This is a genomic window from Acinetobacter sp. YH12043, from assembly GCF_013419915.1.
Lineage (GTDB): Bacteria > Pseudomonadota > Gammaproteobacteria > Pseudomonadales > Moraxellaceae > Acinetobacter.
Genome location: NZ_VOZD01000016.1, coordinates 42,074 through 64,506, shown reverse-complemented (window position 1 = coordinate 64,506; position 22,433 = coordinate 42,074). Strand labels below are relative to the sequence as shown.

Annotated in this window: 19 protein-coding genes; 7 read left to right on the top strand and 12 right to left on the bottom strand. The window is 43.7% G+C overall.

The features are described 5' to 3' along the window. Positions 1 to 2: 2 nt before the first annotated feature. From nuoG to ndhC, 6 genes are all read right to left on the bottom strand, one after another. On the bottom strand, positions 3 to 2,681 hold the full coding sequence (gene nuoG, locus FTU01_RS09425; protein WP_180105233.1) for an NADH-quinone oxidoreductase subunit NuoG: 2,679 nt from the start codon (positions 2,679 to 2,681) through the stop codon (positions 3 to 5). Positions 2,682 to 2,692: 11 nt separating this feature from the next. Continuing rightward, positions 2,693 to 4,024 (bottom strand): NADH-quinone oxidoreductase subunit NuoF, encoded by a 1,332-nt coding sequence (nuoF, locus tag FTU01_RS09420; protein WP_180131502.1) that lies wholly within the window; start codon positions 4,022 to 4,024, stop codon positions 2,693 to 2,695. After that, on the bottom strand, positions 4,021 to 4,530 hold the full coding sequence (gene nuoE, locus FTU01_RS09415) for an NADH-quinone oxidoreductase subunit NuoE (RefSeq protein WP_004785086.1): 510 nt from the start codon (positions 4,528 to 4,530) through the stop codon (positions 4,021 to 4,023). The genes nuoF and nuoE overlap by 4 nt, the downstream gene beginning before the upstream one ends. Positions 4,531 to 4,544: 14 nt before the next feature. Then, positions 4,545 to 6,332 carry an NADH-quinone oxidoreductase subunit C/D gene (gene nuoC / locus FTU01_RS09410; RefSeq protein WP_034702039.1) on the bottom strand — a complete coding sequence of 596 codons (1,788 nt, stop codon included), beginning with the start codon at positions 6,330 to 6,332 and terminating at the stop codon, positions 4,545 to 4,547. Between the two features lie 90 nt (positions 6,333 to 6,422). Then, entirely contained in the window at positions 6,423 to 7,103 is a 681-nt protein-coding gene (locus FTU01_RS09405; protein ID WP_004785090.1) for an NADH-quinone oxidoreductase subunit B family protein, read from the bottom strand. 6 nt (positions 7,104 to 7,109) lie between these two features. Continuing rightward, on the bottom strand, positions 7,110 to 7,655 hold the full coding sequence (ndhC, locus tag FTU01_RS09400) for an NADH-quinone oxidoreductase subunit A (protein WP_004785092.1): 546 nt from the start codon (positions 7,653 to 7,655) through the stop codon (positions 7,110 to 7,112). A gap of 575 nt (positions 7,656 to 8,230) precedes the next feature. Between ndhC and FTU01_RS09395 the strand changes: the two genes are divergently transcribed. Next, a complete protein-coding gene (locus tag FTU01_RS09395; RefSeq protein WP_004785094.1) occupies positions 8,231 to 8,587 on the top strand; it encodes a hypothetical protein in 357 nt (118 codons plus the stop codon). 61 nt (positions 8,588 to 8,648) lie between these two features. Here FTU01_RS09395 and bfmS read toward each other — a convergent pair whose 3' ends face one another. Both bfmS and bfmR read right to left on the bottom strand, forming a co-directional pair. Then, positions 8,649 to 10,325: a sensor histidine kinase BfmS gene (bfmS, locus tag FTU01_RS09390; RefSeq protein WP_180138873.1), complete on the bottom strand. Its 1,677-nt coding sequence runs from the start codon at positions 10,323 to 10,325 to the stop codon at positions 8,649 to 8,651. Positions 10,326 to 10,366: 41 nt separating this feature from the next. Next, positions 10,367 to 11,083: a response regulator transcription factor BfmR gene (gene bfmR, locus FTU01_RS09385; protein ID WP_004785097.1), complete on the bottom strand. Its 717-nt coding sequence runs from the start codon at positions 11,081 to 11,083 to the stop codon at positions 10,367 to 10,369. 569 nt (positions 11,084 to 11,652) lie between these two features. On the opposite strand from bfmR, the gene FTU01_RS09380 reads away from it, so the two are divergent. From FTU01_RS09380 to FTU01_RS09375, 3 genes are all read left to right on the top strand, one after another. Next, a complete protein-coding gene (locus FTU01_RS09380; protein WP_159124296.1) occupies positions 11,653 to 14,487 on the top strand; it encodes a ribonucleoside-diphosphate reductase subunit alpha in 2,835 nt (944 codons plus the stop codon). A 183-nt stretch (positions 14,488 to 14,670) separates the two neighbouring features. Then, entirely contained in the window at positions 14,671 to 14,802 is a 132-nt protein-coding gene (locus FTU01_RS15555) for a hypothetical protein (RefSeq protein WP_005237071.1), read from the top strand. 138 nt (positions 14,803 to 14,940) lie between these two features. Next, positions 14,941 to 16,224 (top strand): ribonucleotide-diphosphate reductase subunit beta, encoded by a 1,284-nt coding sequence (locus FTU01_RS09375; RefSeq protein WP_004785102.1) that lies wholly within the window; start codon positions 14,941 to 14,943, stop codon positions 16,222 to 16,224. Between the two features lie 81 nt (positions 16,225 to 16,305). Here the strand turns inward: FTU01_RS09375 and FTU01_RS09370 are convergent, their stop codons facing one another. Then, positions 16,306 to 16,896 (bottom strand): DUF4142 domain-containing protein, encoded by a 591-nt coding sequence (locus tag FTU01_RS09370; RefSeq protein ID WP_171505613.1) that lies wholly within the window; start codon positions 16,894 to 16,896, stop codon positions 16,306 to 16,308. A gap of 525 nt (positions 16,897 to 17,421) precedes the next feature. Between FTU01_RS09370 and FTU01_RS09365 the strand changes: the two genes are divergently transcribed. Next, positions 17,422 to 18,030 (top strand): DUF805 domain-containing protein, encoded by a 609-nt coding sequence (locus FTU01_RS09365; RefSeq protein ID WP_159124294.1) that lies wholly within the window; start codon positions 17,422 to 17,424, stop codon positions 18,028 to 18,030. 82 nt (positions 18,031 to 18,112) lie between these two features. Beyond that, positions 18,113 to 18,568 (top strand): hypothetical protein, encoded by a 456-nt coding sequence (locus FTU01_RS09360; protein WP_034706330.1) that lies wholly within the window; start codon positions 18,113 to 18,115, stop codon positions 18,566 to 18,568. A gap of 102 nt (positions 18,569 to 18,670) precedes the next feature. Here FTU01_RS09360 and FTU01_RS09355 read toward each other — a convergent pair whose 3' ends face one another. From FTU01_RS09355 to FTU01_RS09345, 3 genes are all read right to left on the bottom strand, one after another. Then, entirely contained in the window at positions 18,671 to 19,714 is a 1,044-nt protein-coding gene (locus FTU01_RS09355; protein ID WP_180138871.1) for a type I secretion C-terminal target domain-containing protein, read from the bottom strand. A gap of 23 nt (positions 19,715 to 19,737) precedes the next feature. Beyond that, positions 19,738 to 20,607 carry an IS982 family transposase gene (locus FTU01_RS09350; protein WP_180138883.1) on the bottom strand — a complete coding sequence of 290 codons (870 nt, stop codon included), beginning with the start codon at positions 20,605 to 20,607 and terminating at the stop codon, positions 19,738 to 19,740. A gap of 61 nt (positions 20,608 to 20,668) precedes the next feature. Next, a complete protein-coding gene (locus FTU01_RS09345) occupies positions 20,669 to 21,340 on the bottom strand; it encodes an HAD family hydrolase (protein ID WP_180048153.1) in 672 nt (223 codons plus the stop codon). 258 nt (positions 21,341 to 21,598) lie between these two features. Here FTU01_RS09345 and FTU01_RS09340 point away from each other — a divergent pair, with 258 nt between their 5' ends. Next, entirely contained in the window at positions 21,599 to 22,366 is a 768-nt protein-coding gene (locus FTU01_RS09340) for a hydroxymethylpyrimidine/phosphomethylpyrimidine kinase (protein ID WP_180138881.1), read from the top strand. Positions 22,367 to 22,433: the final 67 nt, after the last annotated feature.

The following is a 22,433-nucleotide window of genomic DNA, read 5'->3' as shown; positions in this document are numbered from 1 at the left end:
AATTACGCTCCTACCGCGACTGAAACAGGCTCTGCAAGAGATACCGTTGGTGCAAGACCAATTGGGTAGCCAATATAACCTGTTGGTAAGTATTCAATCACTTGTACAGGAAGAACAATTGAAGTCTCGCCTGCTTTCACAGTGATCTTCTGACCGTCTTGCAGGTTCAAGCGTGTAGCATCCTGTTCGCCCACTGCAAATACTGCGTCAGGAATACGTGATTCCATTGCCGGAGTTTTGATCGTGAACTCACCAGATGCAAAAATGTGATGCATTGGTACCAGACGGAAGCTTTCAGCATTTACAAGCACAGGTGCTGGTGCAACGAAGCTACGCGCTGGACGTTTTGGTAAACGGTCGAATAAACGAACGCCTGAATCACCGCCTTTTAAGTGACCGCCCACTTCATCCTGGTATTTGTTCCAGGCTTGTGGTGAGTTCCAGCCTGCAGACCAGGCAAATGGAATCAGTGGAGATGGTGTTTCATTACCCACATAACCTTCCATAGAGAATGTTAATGCAGAATCGATATCGGTTGGCTGTTTCGGCTCGTGGACAGACAATGGCGCACGCATCGAAGTACGGCCTGAGTAACGACGTGGTTCACGTGCCACTTTCAGACCATGTACACGGAAGCCCGCATCAGGTGCAACATCCAGAATGCCTTCCAGCGCTGGAATGTTTTTTGCCACTGACTCGATCACGTCATCCAGCAAAGTCCAAGAAATCGCTTTGCCTTGTACGCCTGTTTCCAGTGCGTGTAACCAGCGCCAAGATTCTTTGATTGCCAGTTCCGGGTTGTAGTAGTTAGGGTCATACACTTGATAGAAACGTTGTGCACGGCCTTCTTGAGAAACGACAGTACCATCACCTTCAGCAAATGAGGCAGCAGACAATACGATGTTCGCTTTCTTCACAGTCGCAGTTTCAGAGTGATCCAATACGATCACCTGTTTGCCTGCAAGCGCAGCATCAACCTGAGCCGCTGGTAAACGACGGTAAAGATCGTTTTCTACAATTAGGACAGTGTCATAGTCTTGTGCAAATGCTTGCTCAAGGCTTTGACCACCGAAGATTGCCAGCCCCATTGAGTTCACTTCAGGAACAGTCAAGGTCAAGCCCGCATTACCCAGGTTTTGTGCTACTTGTGCAGCAGCTTCCATGATGGTTGCGTCTTGTAGACTTGTACCAGAGATGATCAGTGGTTTCTTGGCAGCTTTCAGCGTATCTGCAATGGTTTGTGCAAATGCTTTCGCATCGTCATCAAGACCAGTGATGACTTCACCTTTCACACCCGCAGCAATCGCGAAGCCTAAACGTGCGATGTCATTTGGAGAAGCAACCACTTCACCTTCCGCAACGTCAGACAAACGTGTTTGTGTTGCAGCCAGAATGTAAATCGGAGATTTCGCATCTTGGGCAATACGTTGTACAGGTTCAGCCAGCCATTCTTGGGTACGGCGCTCTGCAGCCATTTCCTTGCCTTTATTTTTCGCAGCTTGGCGAACAGATAAAGCCATACGTGGCGCAGTTTGAGTCAGATCTTCACCCAGAATGAGTACCGCATCATAGCTTTCGATTTCACGCATGTTCGGGTTATAAACACCTTCGGTTTGCATGATCGATGCAGCCAGCTCAACCAAATTTTGCTCTTTTTGAGCCATACCGGTTGAGTAATTGTCTTGACCAACTAACTCACGTAGTGCGAAGTTAGCTTCAAGCGATGCACGTGGTGAACCGATCCCCAGTACTTTTTTGCCTTGGATTTTCGCAATTACGGTATCCAATGCTGTATCAACAGAAACAGTTTCTACATTCGTGCCAGTACGGAACTGTGGCTGACGCGGACGGTCTTTACGGTTTACATAACCGGTACCGAAACGGCCTTTATCGCACAGGAAGTATTGGTTAACTTCACCGTTGAAACGGTTTTCAACGCGACGAAGCTCACCATAACGCTCACCTGGAGAGATGTTACAACCTGAAGAACAGCCATGACATACGCTTGGTGCGTACTGCATGTCCCATTTACGGTTATAGCGTTCTGAGTGAGTCTTATCGGTGAATACACCAGTCGGACAAACTTCAGTCAGGTTACCTGAGAATTCAGATTCCAAAGTACCTGATTCCGGACGACCGAAATAAACGCGAGAAGCGTTTGCATATACGCCGAAATCCGTACCGCCCGCATAGTCTTTGTAATAACGAACACAACGGTAACATGCGATACAACGGTTCATCTCGTGCGCAATGAACGAACCAAGTTCTTGGTTGTAATGCGTACGCTTGGTGAACCGGTAACGACGACGGTCATGTTGTGTCATCACGGTCATATCTTGCAGGTGACAGTGGCCACCCTCTTCACAGACTGGACAGTCGTGCGGGTGATTGGTCATCAAGAATTCAACAACAGAAGCACGGAAATCTTTTGCTTCTTTGTCTTCAATCGAGATGTAGGTATTGTCAGCAGCCGGTGTCATACATGACATGACCAAACGACCACGCGTATCTTCTGGATTCGCGTATTGAGTCACAGCACATTGACGGCAAGAACCGACAGAACCTAAGGATGGATGCCAACAAAAGTATGGGATGTCGATGCCAAGACTCAAACATGCTTGCAGCAAGTTTTCCGAGCCGTTGACTTCATACGATTTTCCATCGACATGAATTGTAGCCATAGTCGAATTCCTTAAGCTTGTTCTACGTTGCGGGTTTGAGCGGCAGCATTTACGACTTTCGCTTCAAATTCGCCACGGAAATGTTTGAGTGCGCCCATTAACGGTTCCATAGCACCTGGTGCGTGAGCACAGAAAGTTTTACCAATCCAAAGCTTACGAGTCAGTTCTTGTAAGTGATCGATATCTTCTTTCTTGCCAGTACCATCTTCAAGTGCTTTAAGCGCTTTCACCGCCCAAGGTAAGCCATCACGGCAAGGTGTACACCATCCACATGATTCACGCGCAAAGAATTCTTCGAGGTTACGAGTCGCTGAAACCATACATTGGGTTTCATCAACCACCATCAATAGACAGGTACCTAAACGTGAACCTGCTTTCATGATGCTTTCCGCATCCATCGGAAGATCGATATGCTCAGCAGCCAGGAAGTCAGTTGATGCACCACCGGGTAACCATGCTTTCAGCTTCAAGCCGTCACGCATACCACCAGCATGTTCTTCAATCACTTCACGTGCAGTGGTACCGAATGGTAGTTCCCATAGACCCGGGAATTTCACCTTACCTGAAGCACCATAAATTTTTGTGCCAGGATCTTTCGATTTACCTGCAGACAGACCGATGTACCATTCTGGACCACGCAACATGATTGCTGGCAAGTTGTTGTAGGTCTCTACGTTGTTCACGATTGTAGGACGACCCCAAGCACCTGCAACCTGCGGGAATGGCGGTTTGGTACGCGGGTTTGCACGGCGACCTTCAAGCGAGTTAATCAATGCAGTTTCTTCACCACAGATATAACGACCCGCACCGGTATGCACGTGTAACTCGAAGCTCCAGCCAGAATCCAGGATGTTTTCACCCAGGTAACCTTTGGCACGAACCTGCTCAAGTGCTTCGTTCAGGTACTTCGCCGCTTCGATGTATTCACCACGGATGAAGATATAACCTTGAGTTGCTTCAAGGGTATAAGCTGCAATCAGCATACCTTCGATCAGCTGGTGAGGAAGATCTTCCATCAACAGGCGATCTTTGAAAGTACCTGGTTCCATCTCATCGGCATTACAAATCAGGTAACGTGGACCTGAATTGTCATTTGGCGCCATCAGCGACCATTTGATCCCTGCCGGGAAGCCTGCACCACCACGACCTTTTACGGTTGCAGCTTTTACCACTTCCAGCACTTCTTTCGGTGTCATAGACAGGGCTTTTTTAAAGCCTGCATAGCCTTCAAGCGCTTCGTAGTCATCAACGTGACGGACATTCGCCTGTTTGCTTAGACGCCAAGTCAGTGGATGCGTTTCCGGGTTACCGTCGCCATAAATTGGTTTTGGTTCGGTATTCATACATACTTCTCCAATAACTGTTTAATTGATGTTACTTCCACGAGACCGTGAGTGTCTTCATCAATCATGAGGGTTGGACCTTTGTCACAGTTACCTAGGCAGCAAATTGGAAGCAAGGTAAAACGGCCATCCGCTGTGGTTTGGCCGAACTGGATACCCAATTCACGCTGGAATGCTTCTGCTAAAGTCTCCGCACCCATCAAGAAACATGCAATTGAGTCACACAGTAAAATTACGTGACGACCCACTGGCTGACGGTAAATACGGTTATAGAACGTTGCAACCCCTTCCAAATCGGCAAGGCTCATGCTGAGCATTTGCGCGATGGCATTCATTTGAGCATCGTCTACCCAGCCATTACGGCGTTGTACACACTTCAGCGCATCAAGACACGCTGCACGTGGGTAAGGGTAATGCCCAATGTGATGTTCAATTTCGTGGATTTCTTCCGAAGTTAAAATCCCTTCAACATTCACACGTGGCTTTTTATCAGTCAAAATCATCATAATGCGTTTACCCCTTAGCGATCCACGTCAGCCATTACGACGTCGATTGTCGCTAAATAAATGATTAAGTCAGATACAAGACTGCCGTTAATCACAGAAGGCATTTGCTGTAAATGCGTGAAAGTTGGTGTACGAATACGGGTACGGTAACTCATGGTTGACTTGTCTGAAGTCAGATAATAAGTCGACGCACCTTTCACCACTTCTGCCATCACAGATGATTCACCTGCAGGCATTACAGGACCCCAAGAAACGCTCAAGAAGTGCGTAATCAAGGTTTCAATATCTTGTAATGTTTTGTCTTTTGGTGGTGGAACAGCCAGCGGATGGTCCGCTTTGTACGCACCAGATGGCATATTCTCTAGACACTGCTTAATGATTTTCAGTGACTGTTCGATTTCACGGAAGTGAACAATCACACGAGCATATGCATCGCCTTCGTACTCAACCGGTACTTCGAAGTCGTAATTTTCATAACCACTGTATGGACGGTATTTACGCACGTCAAAGTCGATACCTGTCGCACGCAGACCAGTACCTGTTACACCCCATGCCAATGCAGATTTCGCATCGTACTGAGCCACATTACGGGTACGACCCACAAATACAGAGTTTTTCAGTGCTGCAGTATAGTATTCGTTCAAACGCTTAGGCATCCAGTCGAGCAAGTCTCGAACCAGTTTTTCCCAACCGTTTGGCAAGTCATGTGCAGTACCACCGATACGGAACCATGCTGGATGCATACGGTAACCAGTAATCGCTTCCACAATGTCATACACTTTCTGACGGTCAGCGAACATATAGAATACAGGGGTCATACCGCCGGCATCCTGAATCGCAGTACCGATGTATAGCAAGTGGTTATTGATACGGAACAATTCCGACATCATGACACGGATACATTGTGCGCGGTCTGGCACAGTAATGCCTGCCAATTGTTCCACACCCATCACATACGGCATGTTTTGAGCACAACCACCCAAATAGTCCACACGGTCAGTATACGGAATGAATGAATGCCAAGTTTGACGTTCAGCCATCTTTTCCACACCACGGTGGTGATAGCCGATATCTGGCACACAGTCTTTCACTTCTTCACCATCCAACTGCAAAATTACACGGAACGCACCGTGCGCAGACGGGTGGTTAGGACCCAAATTCAGGAACATGAAATCTTCATCTGCATTACCGCGCTTCAGACCCCAGTCTTCTGGCACGAAACGTAGATGTTCCTGTTCAAAGTCCTGCTTGGCTTTGTCTTGAATATACGGAGTATATTCAGTCGCACGTGCAGAATATTCTTTACGTAGCGGATGACCTTCCCAGTAGGTTGGCAACAAGATACGACGGAGCATTGGATGCCCTTCGAAATTGATGCCGAACATGTCATAAGCTTCACGCTCATACCAGTTCGCATTTGGCCAGATATTCGTTGCGGTCGGAATATTCAGATCGCTGTCGCTTAATGCAACTTTAATACGAATGTCACAGTTACGCTCTAAAGATAATAAATGATAGAACACTGTGAATTCTGACGCAGGCAAACCGTCACGGTGCGTACGTAAACGCTCATCTACTGCAGACAAGTCGAATAGCATCACGTATGGACGTGGCACGGTACGCAAGAACATCAATACTTCTTGTACACGTGCGCGCTCAACCCAAACTGTCGGGAAATCCTCGAAAGTTGTTTGCACAAAGAAGTTCTCACCAAACTTGGTTTTGAGCTCTTCAATGATGGCAAATGCTGGGCGTGAATCAACTGCTGTTGATTCTGGCATAGCAATGTCAGTTTCAGCCATTGGCTTGGCTTCCTATTTAATACAAATTCAGTCAACCTAAACGACAACTACACCCATAGCGGGTGCACAACAAAAAACCGGTCGTTTAAATTATTTAATTTCATCCATAGAGCGTAAGTTCTTCACAGCCACACGCTGGTCTTTCTTACGGTCACGTTCCGGCATCATCTTTGGCTTATAAACTGGCTTAAGATCATCACCGATTACCGCAGACAGCGGACGACGCTCTAATTGAATTTGGTCTTGTAACAGCATTAATGCCTGGATCAATGCTTCAGGACGTGGTGGGCAGCCCGGAACGTATACATCTACCGGAATAATCTTGTCCACACCTTGTACGACTGAATAAATATCGTACATACCACCTGAGTTTGCACATGCACCCATTGAAATCACCCATTTCGGTTCAAGCATCTGTTCATACAGACGTTGAATTACCGGAGCCATTTTCACGAAGCATGTACCTGCTACAATCATCAAGTCTGCCTGACGCGGTGAAGCACGGATAACTTCGGCACCAAAACGTGACAAGTCATGTACACCGGTCAAAGTCGTTGCATATTCAACGTAGCAGCAAGATGTACCAAAGTTAAATGGCCAAACTGAGTTCTTACGACCCCAGTTCACTGCTGTGTGCATTACATCCTCTAGGCGAGTCATGAACACATTTTTATTCACTTCTTCTTCTAGAAGCGGATCTTCTACAACGATACGCTCTTGAAGTGGATATTCATCAGCATTCGGATTCGCACGGGTTAATGTATATTTCATCCCGAGTTACTCCTTATCAGAGGGTTGAACTTGTGATTTTTTCACAAGACCAGATGATTGAGCTGGGATTTGACCAGTTGGATCCATAACCAATTCTTCAACTGAGTTGAAGCGCGTAATTTCTGCAAGATCCATATTTGGCGAACCAATTTTAGCTTTGTATCCTGCTGCTTTACGTCTGTCTGAAGGTGCCCAGTTCAGTGCGCCTGTCGATAATTCGTAAACCAAACCAACAAGTAAAACCAAAATAAAGATAGCTGCAGTTGCAAAACCAATCCAACCTACTTCACGAACAGAAGATGCCCATGCATACAGGTAAAGTGCTTCGAGGTCGAAGACTACAAAGAAAATTGCAACTAAATAGAATTTCGCAGACAAGCGGATACGAGCTCCACCTGCGCTGACTACGCCTGACTCAAACTGCTCCTGCTTGGCACGGCCCCATGATTTACCCCCGAGGAGTAATGGGACAGTGAGCATAAAGACGCATAAAAATGTAACGCCGATCACGAAGGCAATAATTGCCCATTCGTATGGAGTAATGGCACTCATGCGGGGATAACTCCTGGCAGGCCGATTTATTAACAAAGAATGTATGTATTGGCCTTCAAATACACCAAACACAAAATTAATCCCGCCAATTGTACCTGATTTTGGATTTCACTTGCTAGTTTATAAGCCTTAGTCTTTTGGATGATTTTTTAGACATTCCTAATTTTATTCTGGCTTTAAGCTCATAGAATCTCAACCGATCGTTTTTTTAAATTAAAGTTTAAATTTCCATTATTTTTTTCTAAACCCAGATAGACTTTTAAAGCTATGCTTAATTAAGCCTCACTCCTTTTACAGTGGCTGGCTACCCACCCAATGAAACGAAACTTATAAAGAATCAATTAAAAACATTTCACCTTTGCATAATGCCTCGAAAAAATCAGTGTGTTTTTAAAAGATGTTTAACATGAATGTTGTCATTCAATTAGAAGCCTGCCTTTTCTACCCGCTCTCGGTAAACCTAAAAAGAGCAATTGTGTATTTTTGCAACACGTCCAACAGTTTGATTCAGATTATGATATTTCTATTTTTAAACACACTATGACATTTATAAAGTAACAATAAGGAGTCCATGCATGTCTCTACGATTTACCCATAAACCTGATTATTTTTTCTTTGCTCAATTATTGATGCGACATGTAGAAAGCTACATCCAAAAACATCAGGATGCCAGCAATGCAATCTTTGACTTAGGGGATATTCATAAACTTTTCCAGACAGACTATGCCTCTTCCAGCATTAACCTGGACGGTATTATGAATATTGCCGATGAGTACAAGCTTGAAACCTTATCTGGTGACCAGAAGCTAATCCAAAGCTATCAGGTAGATGTTAAAAATAACAAGCTACTGATCAACTTCAATTCTGATGCCTTAAACAGCCTGAAAGAAGGCAAGCCACTGATTGAACCGGATGCTACCATCCATGAATAATCCCCTTTAAATAGCCATAAAAAAACGATACCTATGTATCGTTTTTTTCTCACCTAAACTCTTATTCTGACTGATCTGACACTTCAGCTTTTTCCAGCTTTTCGATCGGTTTTTGCTTGATTTTTTTACCGTAACGGCTGGCTGGCCAAATCATGATAAAGCGTGCACCACCCAGTGTCGGACTTTGATCGACCTGAATCTCTCCACCAAACCAGTAAGCAATCCGGCTGACAATAGACAAGCCCAAACCATACCCCCCTGAAGCACGGGTACGACTATCATCCAGTCGGGCAAAAGCTTCAAAGATACGGGCGCGGTCAGCTTCCGGAATCCCCGGACCATCATCTTCTACACAGATATATGCCATGCCCTTAGCATCTAGTCCACCGCTGATCAGGATTTTCTGCTCACAGTAGCGTACTGCATTACCCACCAGATTTTGCACCACACGATGCAGGTAACGTCGTTCAGCTTCTACAGTTACAGGTACTGGCATTGGCAGCACTTCGACTACTTTGCCAGTTTTTAAAGCATCTGTTTCGACGGCGACTTGATCCAGCACTTCAAACAGATCAATATCTTCAAATTCAATTGAAGGCATGCCCTGTTCCAGTTTGGCATAGGTCATGATTTCATCGATCAAGGTATTTAAGGCCTCAATATCCTTATCAATCTGCTCAACCTGCTGCAAGCGATAATCATAGTCGTCTTCATCTGCCATCATTTCCACAGCAAAACGGATACGGGCAACCGGTGTACGCAGCTCATGCGATACAGCACGCATCAATTCACGCTGCGCTTCAATCAGGCGCTGAATATGGTCCGACATATTGTTATAGCTGGAAGCCAGCGTCGCCATCTCATCACTACCCTCTACTGGAAGACGCAATGACATGTTCCCGGTTTTCATCTTATTCAGGGCATAGCTCACTTCTCGCAGTTTACGCTGCATTGGCACCAGCAGACCATAAATCCCCAGACTTAAGACAAACAGGCTCAGTAAGGTAATCCCGGCAGCCAACTGGAATGGCATCCAGTTAAATAACGGCACTGGCCCCATCACCAGCACTTCAGACGTAGAGCTAGGAATAGGAGAAATGATCGAAATTGTAGTGCCGCGAATTGAGGCACTATCACGATATAAAATAATGCTGTGATCCAGACGCAAACGTCCGATCTGCTCGGAATCTAGTGGCAGGCTCTGGACATTTTCGATCGAGATTGGATAAGAGAAATAGTCCTGAATTCGCTTCAGGTATTCTTTTTCCTGACCTGGGTAGTACACCAGATAGTCCAGAATAAAGACCGGTAAAGCCTTCATCTGACGTTCAGTAATATTATCCGCCTTAATATAAAGATAATGACTTGGATCATCGCGTAGCCCAATGACAATATAAGCTACCCCAGTTTTAGCATCCCAACGCACGACTGCCTTACGGTCAGCCAGACGTCGACCTTCCGCTCGGGTAATATCCACTTTACTGGCTTCGACATAGTAGATCGGCAATTCCAACAGATCAGACGCATCTGAAACCCAATCCATCTTTTGCTGCAGATTAGGCTGTCTCGCAACCCCCTCACTGATGATATATGCCATACCATTAGTCAGGGATTCACGATACTCTTGCGCACGCTGGTAGTTGATGATCTGTACCAGCAGATAGCTGAATACTGCCACCAGGACCACAAGCATGACCAGGCCTGCGTATATCCGCAAAAATATACTGTGTTTAAACACCTATTAATTATCCTGTTTATTCAGGCGGCTAAAGGCACCGATTAGATACCGTTAGTTTCTTTGACGAATAGATAACCTTTACTACGTACTGTTTTAATACGTTTTGGATTTTCAGGATCGTCACCAATTTTTGGACGAATGCGCGAGATACGCACATCAATTGAACGGTCTTGACCGTCATATTCGATGCCGCGTAAACGCTCAAAGATATCTTCACGTGACAGGATGCGGCCCGCATTTGAAGCCAGCAGCCACAACAGGTCATATTCTGCACTGGTAAAGTCAACCAGCTCACCATTTAAGGTCACTGAACGACCACCATTGTCGATCACCAGGTCATCAAACTCGATGCGCTGAGCCACTTCATCCTCAGGCACTTTGTCAGTACGGCGTAATAAAGCACGAATACGAGCCAGCAGGACACGCGGCTGAACCGGTTTAGCGACATAGTCGTCTGCACCCATTTCCAGACCCAACACCTGATCCATATCTTCAGTACGTGCAGTTAGCATTAAAATCGGTTGATGATAATGTGGACGAACTTCACGACAGATGGTCAAACCATCAGCACCTGGCAACATGACATCTAGAACCACCATGTCTGGTTGCTCAGCAATAATACGACGAATAGCACGGTTACCATCCGGCTCTACCCCAACCTCAAGACCATTACGAATGAGGTATTCTTGTGTTAAACGAGCAAGACGCTCATCATCTTCAACAATTAGAATTTTAGGTAACTTTTCTTCTTGGCTCATGTGTTGCCCCTTTATTTGATGGACGTATGCTACGGACGTATCCTTTTGAAATCCAATAGATACGTTTTTAATATGCTTGCAATATACACACGTTTACATTGTAAACAAGATAGCGTTCACCAAACCAATACATCAAAGTAGCATTTTGTAATATTTTATCGTGCACATTTCACTCGAATGTGCATTTAACTACCGTTTGTCGGCTTATTTGCATCGATCAAAGCTTAATCTGAACAAAATATGACTTATTGATTCAGGCCTTTTTAGTTATCCACAATGTTATCTATAAGCACTTTTTGCCAGCTTTGATATGCTATGCCTTGCCGGATAAGGCTTATGCAAGAATCAATAAAAATTGGGATCTTTTTGCAAAAGATTAAGATAAAACTTCAGAAAAATATTTAGCAAAATGTCAATATTGATCTACCCTAAATTTTCCCGTATCTTGTGTTCAATTAATTTTATAACCACTAGGTCTTGTGTTTATTCCTCGAACACTGTGGCACGATTTTTGCCCAGTTCAAACGGTCCATAAACATAAAAATAGATGACAATGGAGCTATGCTAACATGAGCGTAATCACGTCCACTCCGGGTCAACTTCAGGTGATTAAACGCACCGGTGATGTTGCCGCTTTTGATGCAGAAAAAATTTCTGTTGCAATTGGAAAAGCATTTTTGGCAGTAGAAGGCCAGCAAAGTGCAGATTCGAGCCGTATACACGACCGTATCGAACAATTAACGGAAATGGTTCTGAATACATTCAAACGCCGTTTACCATCGGGTGGCACGATCCATATCGAAGAAATTCAGGATCAGGTTGAACTTGCGCTGATGCGTACTGGCGAACAGAAAGTTGCACGTGCCTATGTCATCTACCGTGAACAACGTTCTGAAGCGCGCAAACAGTTAGGTGCCAACCATCATCCTACACTGCAAGTCACTGATGCAGAAGGCAAGTTAAAGCCGCTTGATTTAAGCGAATTGACTGCGACTGTGACTCGCGCTGCCGAAGGCCTTGAAGGGATCGATGTACAGGCGATTGTCGATGAGACCGTAAAAAACCTTTATAACGGTGTAAAAGAGTCTGACATCTCTACCACAATGATGATGGCAACTCGTACCCGTATTGAGCAAGAACCTAACTATACTTATGTGACTGCACGTCTGTTGCGTGATGACCTGGTGGCTACCGGTTTAGAGTTCTTGGGTCTATCCACTGATACTAATGAAGGTGATGCACTTGAAACTTTCCTGAAAAAAGGGATTGAGTTAGAGCTTCTTTCACCTGAATTGTTAAACTTTGACCTGGCTAAGCTGGCTGCAGCGATTCAACCAGAACGTTCAAACCAGTTCACTTACCTAGGTCTGCAAACCCTATTTGACCGTTACTTTATCCACTCAGATGGCGTGCGTTTCGAATTGCCGCAATTGTTCTTCATGCGTGTGTCTATGGGTCTTGCCCTGAACGAAGATAACCGTGAAGACCGTGCAATCGAGTTCTATAACTTATTGTCTAGCTTCGACTACATGGCGTCTACGCCTACCCTTTTCAACTCAGGTACGCTACGTCCACAGTTATCTAGCTGCTACTTAACTACAATTGATGATGATCTGTTTGACATCTATGGCGCGATGCGTGATAACGCAATGCTGTCTAAATGGGCAGGCGGTTTAGGTAATGACTGGACTCCAGTTCGTGCCCTGAACTCTTACATTAAAGGTACAAACGGTAAGTCTCAAGGTGTGGTGCCATTCCTTAAAGTTGCCAACGATACTGCTGTTGCCGTAAATCAGGGTGGTAAACGTAAAGGTGCGGTATGTGCATACCTGGAAACCTGGCATCTGGATATCGAAGAATTCCTTGAGCTGCGTAAGAATACGGGTGATGACCGTCGTCGTACTCACGACATGAACACTGCGAACTGGGTTCCTGACCTGTTCATGCAACGTGTATTCGAAGATGCTGAATGGACACTGTTCACACCTTCTGAAACGCCTGATCTTCATGATCTGACTGGTGCAGAATTCGCTGAGCGTTATGCTTACTACGAAAGCATTGCCAAAGAAACAAACATGTTGCACAAGAAAATCCGTGCAAAAGATTTGTGGCGCAAAATGCTGTCTATGCTGTTCGAAACAGGCCACCCATGGATCACGTTCAAAGACGTATGTAACCTGCGTTCACCACAACAACACGTAGGTGTGGTTCACTCTTCTAACCTGTGTACAGAAATCACCCTGAACACCAGCAAAGAAGAAATCGCAGTATGTAATTTAGGTTCGATCAACCTGGTACAACACGTTCAAGGCGGCAAGCTGGATCGTGAAAAACTAGCTCGTACAGTAAAAACTGCGGTTCGTATGCTCGATAACGTGATCGACATCAACTACTATGCAGTTCCACAAGCACGTAACTCGAACCTGAAACACCGTCCAGTCGGTATGGGTATCATGGGCTTCCAGGATGCGCTTTACGAAATGGGTATGGCTTACGGTTCTGACGCTGCGGTTGAGTTTGCTGATGAATCAATGGAAGTGATTTCTTACTACGCAATTTCAACTTCAAGTGACCTTGCTGTTGAACGCGGTACGTATGAAACATTCAAAGGCTCATTGTGGGATCAAGGTATTCTGCCAATCGACTCACTTGACCTGGTTGCGAAAACTCGTCCAGAACGCATGTTTGAAGTAGACCGCACACAACGTCTGGACTGGGACACTTTACGTGCCAAAGTTCAAAAAGACGGTATGCGTAATTCGAATGTGATGGCGATTGCTCCGACTGCAACTATTTCGAACATTTGTGGCGTGTCTCAGTCAATCGAGCCTACATTCCAGAACCTGTATGTGAAATCTAACCTGTCTGGTGAATTCACAGTGATCAACCCATACCTGGTACGTGCGTTGAAAGAACGTGGTCTTTGGGATGCAGTGATGGTCAATGACCTGAAACACTTTGAAGGTTCAGTACAAAAGATTTCTCGTATTCCTGAAGAATTGAAAGCGATCTTTGCGACTGCGTTTGAAGTTGAGCCACGCTGGATCGTAGATGCTGCTTCTCGTCGTCAAAAATGGATCGACCAAGCACAATCTCTGAACCTGTACATCGCTGGTGCAAACGGTAAGAAACTGGACATCACTTACAAGATGGCTTGGTTACGTGGTCTGAAAACCACTTACTACCTACGTGCATTAGGTGCAACTTCTGCTGAAAAATCAACTATTAATACTGGTGCATTGAATGCAGTTAAACCTGCAACTGTTGCGGCTCCTGTAGTTGCAGCGCCAGTGGTTGAAGAGAAAAAACCTGAAGCGCCTGTAGAGGAAGAAGGTTTCACTCAAGCAGCGCCAGTGCCACAAGCATGTTCAATTGATAATCCTGATTGTGAGGCTTGTCAGTAATCTGACGGGTTTCAAAGAATCCCCCTAAATCCCCCTTTTACAAAGGGGGACTTCCAAAAATCCAAATAGGTTGATGGAAGCCCCTCCTGAGCTAACTTTCAAGCACTGCTTTGAAAATAAAGCGCAAGAAGGAGGGGTTTGGGGAGGATTTAAAATAAATTAGAAAAATTAAAGGAAACCTCAATGCCCCATATGACTCACAATTACATGTTAGGACTTGTAGCATTGATCCTTTCCTTTGCCGTTACCTTCTACGCACCGATTGCTTATTTCTGGTTTAAAGTTCGCCAGCAACAGCGTAAACAAAATAAGTAGTGGGGATTTATCTCTGAACAAATTCAGAGCATTCATCGACAAAACTTAATTTTGTTTACACAAATTGAGCGTATAGTAAGACATCTCAGCACTGCTGGATGTCTAATAAAAGATATAAAGCAACTAGAGAGAATTGATATGTCTATCCTAAGTTGGGACGATTTCGAAGATGATTCGCAAAAACCGGCTGCACCTGAACAGCAGCCTACGCCCGTCGAGCCGAAAAAAACGGCTAATCCGCAGATGGTATCTGATGCAAGCAACACATCGTCGAATGTGGCAGCTGCACAACCCGCTGCAGCCCCTCGAAGCGCAGGATCAAATTCAACCGATTCACTGGCAAGAGCATCTGCTTCCCTAGACCAGCTGGACGTTGCGCCTGGTCTTGAAGAACTTGAGATGGGTGCACAGCGTGTACAAGTTGATGATAAACGTATGATCAACTGCCGTGCTGACTTGAACCAGTTAGTGCCATTCAAATACGAATGGGCTTGGCAGAAATATCTGGATGGTTGTGCGAACCACTGGATGCCTCAAGAAATCAACATGAACCACGACATCGCGTTGTGGAAGTCTGAAAATGGCTTGACCGAAGATGAACGTACCATCGTGATGCGTTCACTGGGCTTCTTCTCTACAGCAGATTCACTGGTTGCAAACAACCTGGTATTGGCGATCTACCGTCACATCACCAACCCTGAATGCCGTCAGTACATCCTGCGTCAGTCATTTGAAGAAGCGATTCATACGCATGCTTACCAGTACTGTATCGAGTCTTTAGGTATGGACGAAGGTGAAGTCTTCAACATGTACCGCGAAGTCCCATCAGTTGCACGTAAAGCGGCTTGGGGCTTGAAATATACACAATCTCTAAGTGATCCTACTTTCAAAACCGGTACACCAGAAAACGACCAGATCTTGCTTCGCAACCTGATCGCATTCTACTGTGTACTTGAAGGTATCTTCTTCTACTGCGGTTTCACCCAAATTCTGTCTATGGGTCGTCGTAACAAGATGAATGGTGTTGCTGAGCAATTCCAGTACATCCTGCGTGATGAATCTATGCACCTGAACTTCGGTATTGATATGATCAACCAGATCAAGATCGAGAACCCACATCTGTGGACTGCTGAATTCCAGCAAGAAGTGATTCAGATGATCCTTGAAGGCACCATGCTTGAAATCGAATATGCACGTGACACGATGCCACGCGGTGTATTGGGCATGAATGCCGGTATGATGGAAGAATACCTGAAATTTATCTGTAACCGTCGCTTGAGCCAGTTAGGCTTGCCTGAACAGTTTACTGGTGTGAACAATCCATTCCAGTGGATGTCAGAAATGATGGATCTACGTAAAGAGAAGAACTTCTTCGAAACTCGCGTAACAGATTATCAAACTGGTGGCGCGTTAAGCTGGTAAGAAATATCACATAATATATAAAGTATTATGATCAAAAAAACCGCCTAAAATGGCGGTTTTTTTATTGGATGAATGCTTAACTTATTTCATCTTTTCAACGATTTGTTCAGCTTTTTTCAGATGTGTCGCTACCGCAGTACGGGTGTGCGTCAACATGCTTTTTAATTCCGCATTTTTCGCATTTGGAATCAATTGTGTATCCAAAGTGTTCAGGGCTTTACGATGTACTTCAACCTGACTCATCATATAGTCTTTATCGGCTGCAGATGGCTTGCTCAGGTCAGTAACAATCTTGTCACTATCGCTTTGCAATGCCGTACTGAGACTGCTTGCTTGAGGAGTTAATTTTAAACGGTCTGCCAGAGCCTGGCCTTTTTTCTCGTTCGCTGTATGTTCGCTAATCATCATTTGCGCATACTTACGTGCGTCATCTGTTTTAAGCTTAGGCAAGGCTGTTTTTGCCTGTTTGATTTCACCGTTATTGACCGTACTTACAACCTTAATCACTTGGCTCTCAGTTAAATTCATTCGGCTGTCATTTGATGCTTTAGAATTTGCTTGAGCAGCAGTTGAAGATTGCTGATTCATTGCCATCGTTTGACCAGCAGTGAATAGCAATACACCACTCATCGCAACGCAGTTAATCATCTTCTTCATTGGAATAGCTTTCATCATGACACCCTTTAATGTTTTATTAATTAAAATTGCCTTTATAAAATAGGTGAATTCACTTAAAAACAGTGTAATGTTTAAGTTGTTTTATGAGATCAATATATAAGCATTTATTAACTTAAGCAAAGTCTGTTGGGGATTAGTTTCTTATTCAAACTCTACGTAAAAATTCGCAATATATTTATATTGAATAAAATACTAAAATTAATTAAGTTATTGATTTAAATTATATTTTATAAATTTCAGTATATTTTTAGCCTTATTAAACTTATCTTGGTTTTGCTCCATTAAATCATTTCTTATTATTCAACAAATTAAGAAAATCTAAATTTAACTAAATTATTCGTTACCGGCTAAATCAACTTCTTATTAATCAGAACTTCTAGCTTTAGATAGTGAAAATTTATTACCTAAATATTTTTATAAAAGCTTGATCTCAAAATAAATTTCCTATGCTACTATCGGCCATATATGAATAATATTTATACAAATCCATAATAGCCAGAAGATAAATAGAGAGGGCTTATGAAAGGTTCCATCCTGGATTTTTCTATTCAAGATAATACGGGTTTTATCACAGGGGATGATAACAACCGCTACAGTTTTAGCGGTGCAGACTGGCGTGGACAACGCCCTCCTTCACGCGGTGACCGGGTTGATTTTATTGTTAACTCAACCGGTCAGGCAGCAGATATTTATCTGGCTTTGGGAAACTCGATTCATCTGGGAGAAAGCATTAGCAATCAGATTAATAAATATTCCAATCTGGATCAGGCTGAAGAGAATTACAGCAGTATCGATTGGTTCGTAAAATGTCTAACCAATTATGCAAACTTTTCAGGTCGTGCACGCCGTAAAGAATTTTGGTTCTTTATGCTGTTTTGTGTAATTTTAAGCATTATTAGTGAAGCCATTGATGCAGTTTTAGGCACCAAACCTTTGGTGAATGGCCTGCTAAATTTAGCGCTTCTGCTCCCAAGTCTGGCTGTAGGGGCACGTCGCTTGCATGACATTGGACGCTCTGGATGGTGGCAATTGCTTGTACTGACAGGGATAGGAGCCATTTTACTCATTATCTGGTGGGCAAGTGATACCAAAAAAGAAAATAATGAATATGGTGCTCCTGCCAAGTAATGGAACATTACATATCCCGTCTTGATACGGGATATGTTTATAGATTATTTAATTTAATATCAAAGCAATACGTAGGCAATTCATGCTGCAAGATCAGTTATCCAAACTTCCCAATGCAATATGGGTGCAAATTTATAAAGATAAAATGCAACTGATGGACAATGAGGGCACGATTGTGCAAACAATGGTTCCTCCCGTTCCCTATGCGCATGAACGCAGCATCATTGCCGACTTTAATGCTGCCTCAGACACCCTAAAACAGCTGGTATCTACTTCAATTGTTCAAAAACTTTGGGGCTCTACAACGCTGCTGCAAGTTATGGATATGCCTGAAGAGGGTCTGACAGCTCTTGAACAGCGTGCCCTGCTAGAATTAGGTTATGAAAATAGTGCACAAAAGGTGATTCTGTATGATCCCGCAGGTCAGGAAATTACGAAAGCGAGCTTAAGCACCACTTATCCTAAAACCAATCTAAAAATCTTTCTGGTTATCTTAATTGTCGTCATTGCTGCTTCTATCTGGTTTTTAACACTTTAAATGCCATATAAAATTAAAAAACCCCGCATTAAGCGGGATTTTTTAATTGAAGTTCAATGACATCATAAATTTTTATGAATAATCCATTTTAAAAACTTCTGATTAGATTGGATTATATTTAATGATGTCATCCAGCTGTAAAGTTGCACTGTCTACATTCTGTAATATCAGCAAATCAGCGCGTGCAAAGGTGGTATTGGTATCGGAACCATCACGATCGATTGTCACGACTGTATCATCTCCACGTTGTTCGAGCGTGATATAGTTCCCCAGATTTGACGCATCTACTGCCTGATCACTTAATAATGCAGATACATCGATGGTATCACCTTCAACTGCATTGAAGTCAGTCCAGGTATCTGTACCATTGCCGCCAGTTGCATCAGCATTATTTAGTAAATAATAGATCGCTGTATCTGCTCCTGCACCACCTGTCAGGATGTCATCACCTGCACCACCCTGTAACAGGTTATCTGCTGGATCGTCGGCATAGTTAAGAATCTGGTTTACCTGATCAATATTGATCACCAGATTTGCTGAAGCACTTTCCTGATCGGCCTGTCCCGCATTACGCGTTACCGTATATTCAAATACCTCACTGAGTAATGGGCCCTGTCCTACTGCACTATTGTATTCATAACTGAAATTACCATTTTCATAGAGTTTGAGCTCACCATATGTCCCTTCGATAAGGGTAAAGTTACCTCCTTCATCACTTAAATCGAAAGTTACTGGCTGCCCATTAATCTCAGTTAATACGCCACCCGCCCAATTATCCGCTTGTGTGCCGTCGGCTGAAGTTTCCTGAATATTGCCTGTTGCACGGTAGATTTCTCCATTGACTTCGTAGACTTCAGCAGTGGTTCCACCAAATAGCGTTAATGGATTACTTAAGGCTTCTTGAGCGATCAGGTCTATTAAGCCATCAACAGCTGGTAAAACATCATCCAGCCCTAAAGTACTTAGCAATGTATTTAATGATCCGAGCAAGGTATTTAAACCAGTCGTTAGGCCAGTTTCTTCAAGCACGGTATCTAGCAAAATATCGCTAACTAGTGGTTCAACCAGGTTATCGAATAATGCCTGGCCTGCACCATCTACCCCTTCTAAAATTCCATTTAGAAGCGCATCTAATGCTGTACCCAATCCTAAAGTAACCCGAATCCTGCTTAAGCCGATGACTTCATAATTTGAATTGTTGGCTTATTTTTATGGATCAGTTGATATGCACACAAGGACGCGTAAATCCCTCCTAGAAATCCATGAACACTACGTGCTTTGCTTGTCACTAAATTGTACTGACCTTTCAATAAACTGAATAAAGTCTCTATCTTATTGCGCTGTTTTAAGTGATATTTATCTGACTCAGAAAGTTGTATAGCCTGCATATTTTTTCGATGATAGGTAATTAAATCAATACTTTGCTCTTTCAACCTACTCTTCAGTTCTTGACTAATATAGCCACGATCTCCATACAACTTTGCTTCCATCTCTTTAACGAGTCTCTCAACCATTTTGATATCAGCCAAATGTCCATTGGATAAAGCAGAACAAGCAATTTCACCAAATTGATTCATCACAATATGTAATTTACAGCCATAAAACCAGCCCATTGAGTTTCTACCACGTGATGCAATTTGGACTAATGATTTATGGCGTTGAATACGTTGATTTTTACAAACTGGCAGAGTTGTTGAATCAATCCATAAATATTGTGTACCTTGGCCTTTCATTAGCGCCACATGTAAAGCGTGTAGAGCTAATTGATGTCTATTAATCAGATGAATCATCCGTTGGTAACAGGGTAAGCTTTTAAATAAATGATTTTTATCCTGTTTCAACCATGTGAAAAATGCTTTGAAATTAGTGAAATGAGAACATTTATACCAGATCGCGATAAAAGTGATTTCTGAGATACTCAAGTGAGCGGTTCGGACTCTGGAGAAACGACGACTTTGTTTAAGGAAATTCCAGTAGGTTGCTTCAAATTTAAGAAAGAAATCATCAATTACGCAAAATAATTCGGTACTATTAAACATCGGGACTAGAGTTTTAAGTTTTGTGTGGTAACTCAACTGATGGCTCTAGTCCTCTTATTTTTCAAGTCAATTTTTTATCCGCGATTCGGGTTAAATAGTCTAATAAATGACTAAAGTTCTCAATCGTATACTTGGGCTGCGCCTGCTGTAATTCAATTTCTGAACCATAGCCGTATTTGACTGCAATCGACTCAATCCCATTATGGCGGGCACCAAAAATATCATGCTCACGGTCCCCCACCATAATGCATTGATCAGCCTGTATGCCTTGTTGTTCCAGGATATACTGAATCAGTTCCCCTTTATTGGTCCGATCACCATTCAGCTCACTGCCATAAATCTCAGTAAAATACTGGGCCAGATTAAAATGTTCCAGAATCTGTTTGGCATAAACGGTTGGTTTTGCTGTTGCGAGAAACAGGCGATAACCACGGCGTTTAAGTTCCGCCAGAGTTTCAGCTACGCCTTCAAAGACGTGATTTTCATATAAGCCAGTCACTGCAAAACGCTCACGATATGCCATTAGTGCCTGTTCAGCCAGGGTATCATCCGCATCTACATTCAGAATTTTGGCTAGCGAAGCTTTTAGAGGAGGCCCGATAATCCAGTCAATATTCGTGTCTTCACTGATCGGATGACCCACCTTTTCCAGACCATAGCGGGCAGAAGTCGTAATCCCCACTTTTGGGTCGGTTAATGTACCATCCAAGTCAATTAAAATATTCTGAATCACACCTTGTCTCCTATGTTTGCAGCCGACATCAATTCATATCGTGAGTATAGCCAGATTTGTCTACGCTAAAGCAATTGTTGGGCCATAAAAACAAACCAAGAATACCCATTTCTAGGGTAATTAATCCTGTATTTTCATCAGATAAAACAGTCGAAATTTTGCCTGACAGACCGTTCTTGCAAGTGATAGAAATTAATATCGAGAGTTTGAATAAATTTGCCTATACTAAGGCAATTTTAGTGAATGAAGGACATCATTTTGCGACCTACCGTACTTTGCTTTTCAGGTTTAGATCCTTCAGGTGGAGCAGGCCTTCAAGCAGATATTGAAGCCATCGGTCAAAGTGGTGCTCATGCTGCAATTGCCTGTACAGCCCTGACCATTCAGAACTCGCAACAGGTTTTTGGTTTTGAAGCAACTTCAAAGGAATTACTGCTGGCTCAGGCCAATGCTGTGGTAAAGGATCTGCCGATTCGTTGTGTTAAATCAGGCATGCTGGGAACGACTGAAAATATTGAAGCACTGGCAGAATTTCTAACTGCGCATCCGGACTATCAGTATGTACTGGATCCAGTGCTGGTAGCCAATAGTGGTGGCTCACTCGGCAATCAAGCCACACTGGTCAAAGCGTTTAAACAACTGATTCCGCTAGCCACGATTTTAACTCCAAATACAGTCGAGTTGCGCGCTCTGACAGGTGAGCAGGATTTAGATCAAGCCACGCAGAAACTGTTCGAAATGGGTGCTCACGCGATTCTTGTTAAAGGTGGCCACGAAGATACTCCCGACTATATCCAGAACCGTCTATATATTCAGGGTGAATTGATCAATGAAACCCGTTGTCCGCGTCTGAAAGGTGAATATCACGGCTCAGGCTGTTCACTGGCGAGTTTCATTGCCGGACGTCTAGCCTTGGGTGACCAGTTGAAAACAGCCGTACAACATGCAGAAACCTGGTTATTTGGTGTATTAAAAAATGCGGAAATTCCGGTACCGAATGGTCAGCGCATTCCAAAACGCTTCTAATCTTCCCTAAATAAAAAAGCCTGAACGATTCAGGCTTTTTTATGGCGATTTTTTTCAAGAATGGACA

What these genes read in the sequence shown, in the direction of transcription:
- nuoG (WP_180105233.1), bottom strand. Translation starts at nt 2,681, where the DNA reads ATGGCTACAATTCATGTCGATGGAAAATCGTATGAAGTCAACGGCTCG.
- nuoF (WP_180131502.1), bottom strand. Translation starts at nt 4,024, where the DNA reads ATGAATACCGAACCAAAACCAATTTATGGCGACGGTAACCCGGAAACG.
- nuoE (WP_004785086.1), bottom strand. Translation starts at nt 4,530, where the DNA reads ATGATGATTTTGACTGATAAAAAGCCACGTGTGAATGTTGAAGGGATT.
- nuoC (WP_034702039.1), bottom strand. Translation starts at nt 6,332, where the DNA reads ATGGCTGAAACTGACATTGCTATGCCAGAATCAACAGCAGTTGATTCA.
- FTU01_RS09405 (WP_004785090.1), bottom strand. Translation starts at nt 7,103, where the DNA reads ATGAAATATACATTAACCCGTGCGAATCCGAATGCTGATGAATATCCA.
- ndhC (WP_004785092.1), bottom strand. Translation starts at nt 7,655, where the DNA reads ATGAGTGCCATTACTCCATACGAATGGGCAATTATTGCCTTCGTGATC.
- FTU01_RS09395 (WP_004785094.1), top strand. Translation starts at nt 8,231, where the DNA reads ATGTCTCTACGATTTACCCATAAACCTGATTATTTTTTCTTTGCTCAA.
- bfmR (WP_004785097.1), bottom strand. Translation starts at nt 11,083, where the DNA reads ATGAGCCAAGAAGAAAAGTTACCTAAAATTCTAATTGTTGAAGATGAT.
- FTU01_RS09380 (WP_159124296.1), top strand. Translation starts at nt 11,653, where the DNA reads ATGAGCGTAATCACGTCCACTCCGGGTCAACTTCAGGTGATTAAACGC.
- FTU01_RS15555 (WP_005237071.1), top strand. Translation starts at nt 14,671, where the DNA reads ATGCCCCATATGACTCACAATTACATGTTAGGACTTGTAGCATTGATC.
- FTU01_RS09375 (WP_004785102.1), top strand. Translation starts at nt 14,941, where the DNA reads ATGTCTATCCTAAGTTGGGACGATTTCGAAGATGATTCGCAAAAACCG.
- FTU01_RS09370 (WP_171505613.1), bottom strand. Translation starts at nt 16,896, where the DNA reads ATGAAAGCTATTCCAATGAAGAAGATGATTAACTGCGTTGCGATGAGT.
- FTU01_RS09365 (WP_159124294.1), top strand. Translation starts at nt 17,422, where the DNA reads ATGAAAGGTTCCATCCTGGATTTTTCTATTCAAGATAATACGGGTTTT.
- FTU01_RS09360 (WP_034706330.1), top strand. Translation starts at nt 18,113, where the DNA reads ATGCTGCAAGATCAGTTATCCAAACTTCCCAATGCAATATGGGTGCAA.
- FTU01_RS09350 (WP_180138883.1), bottom strand. Translation starts at nt 20,607, where the DNA reads ATGTTTAATAGTACCGAATTATTTTGCGTAATTGATGATTTCTTTCTT.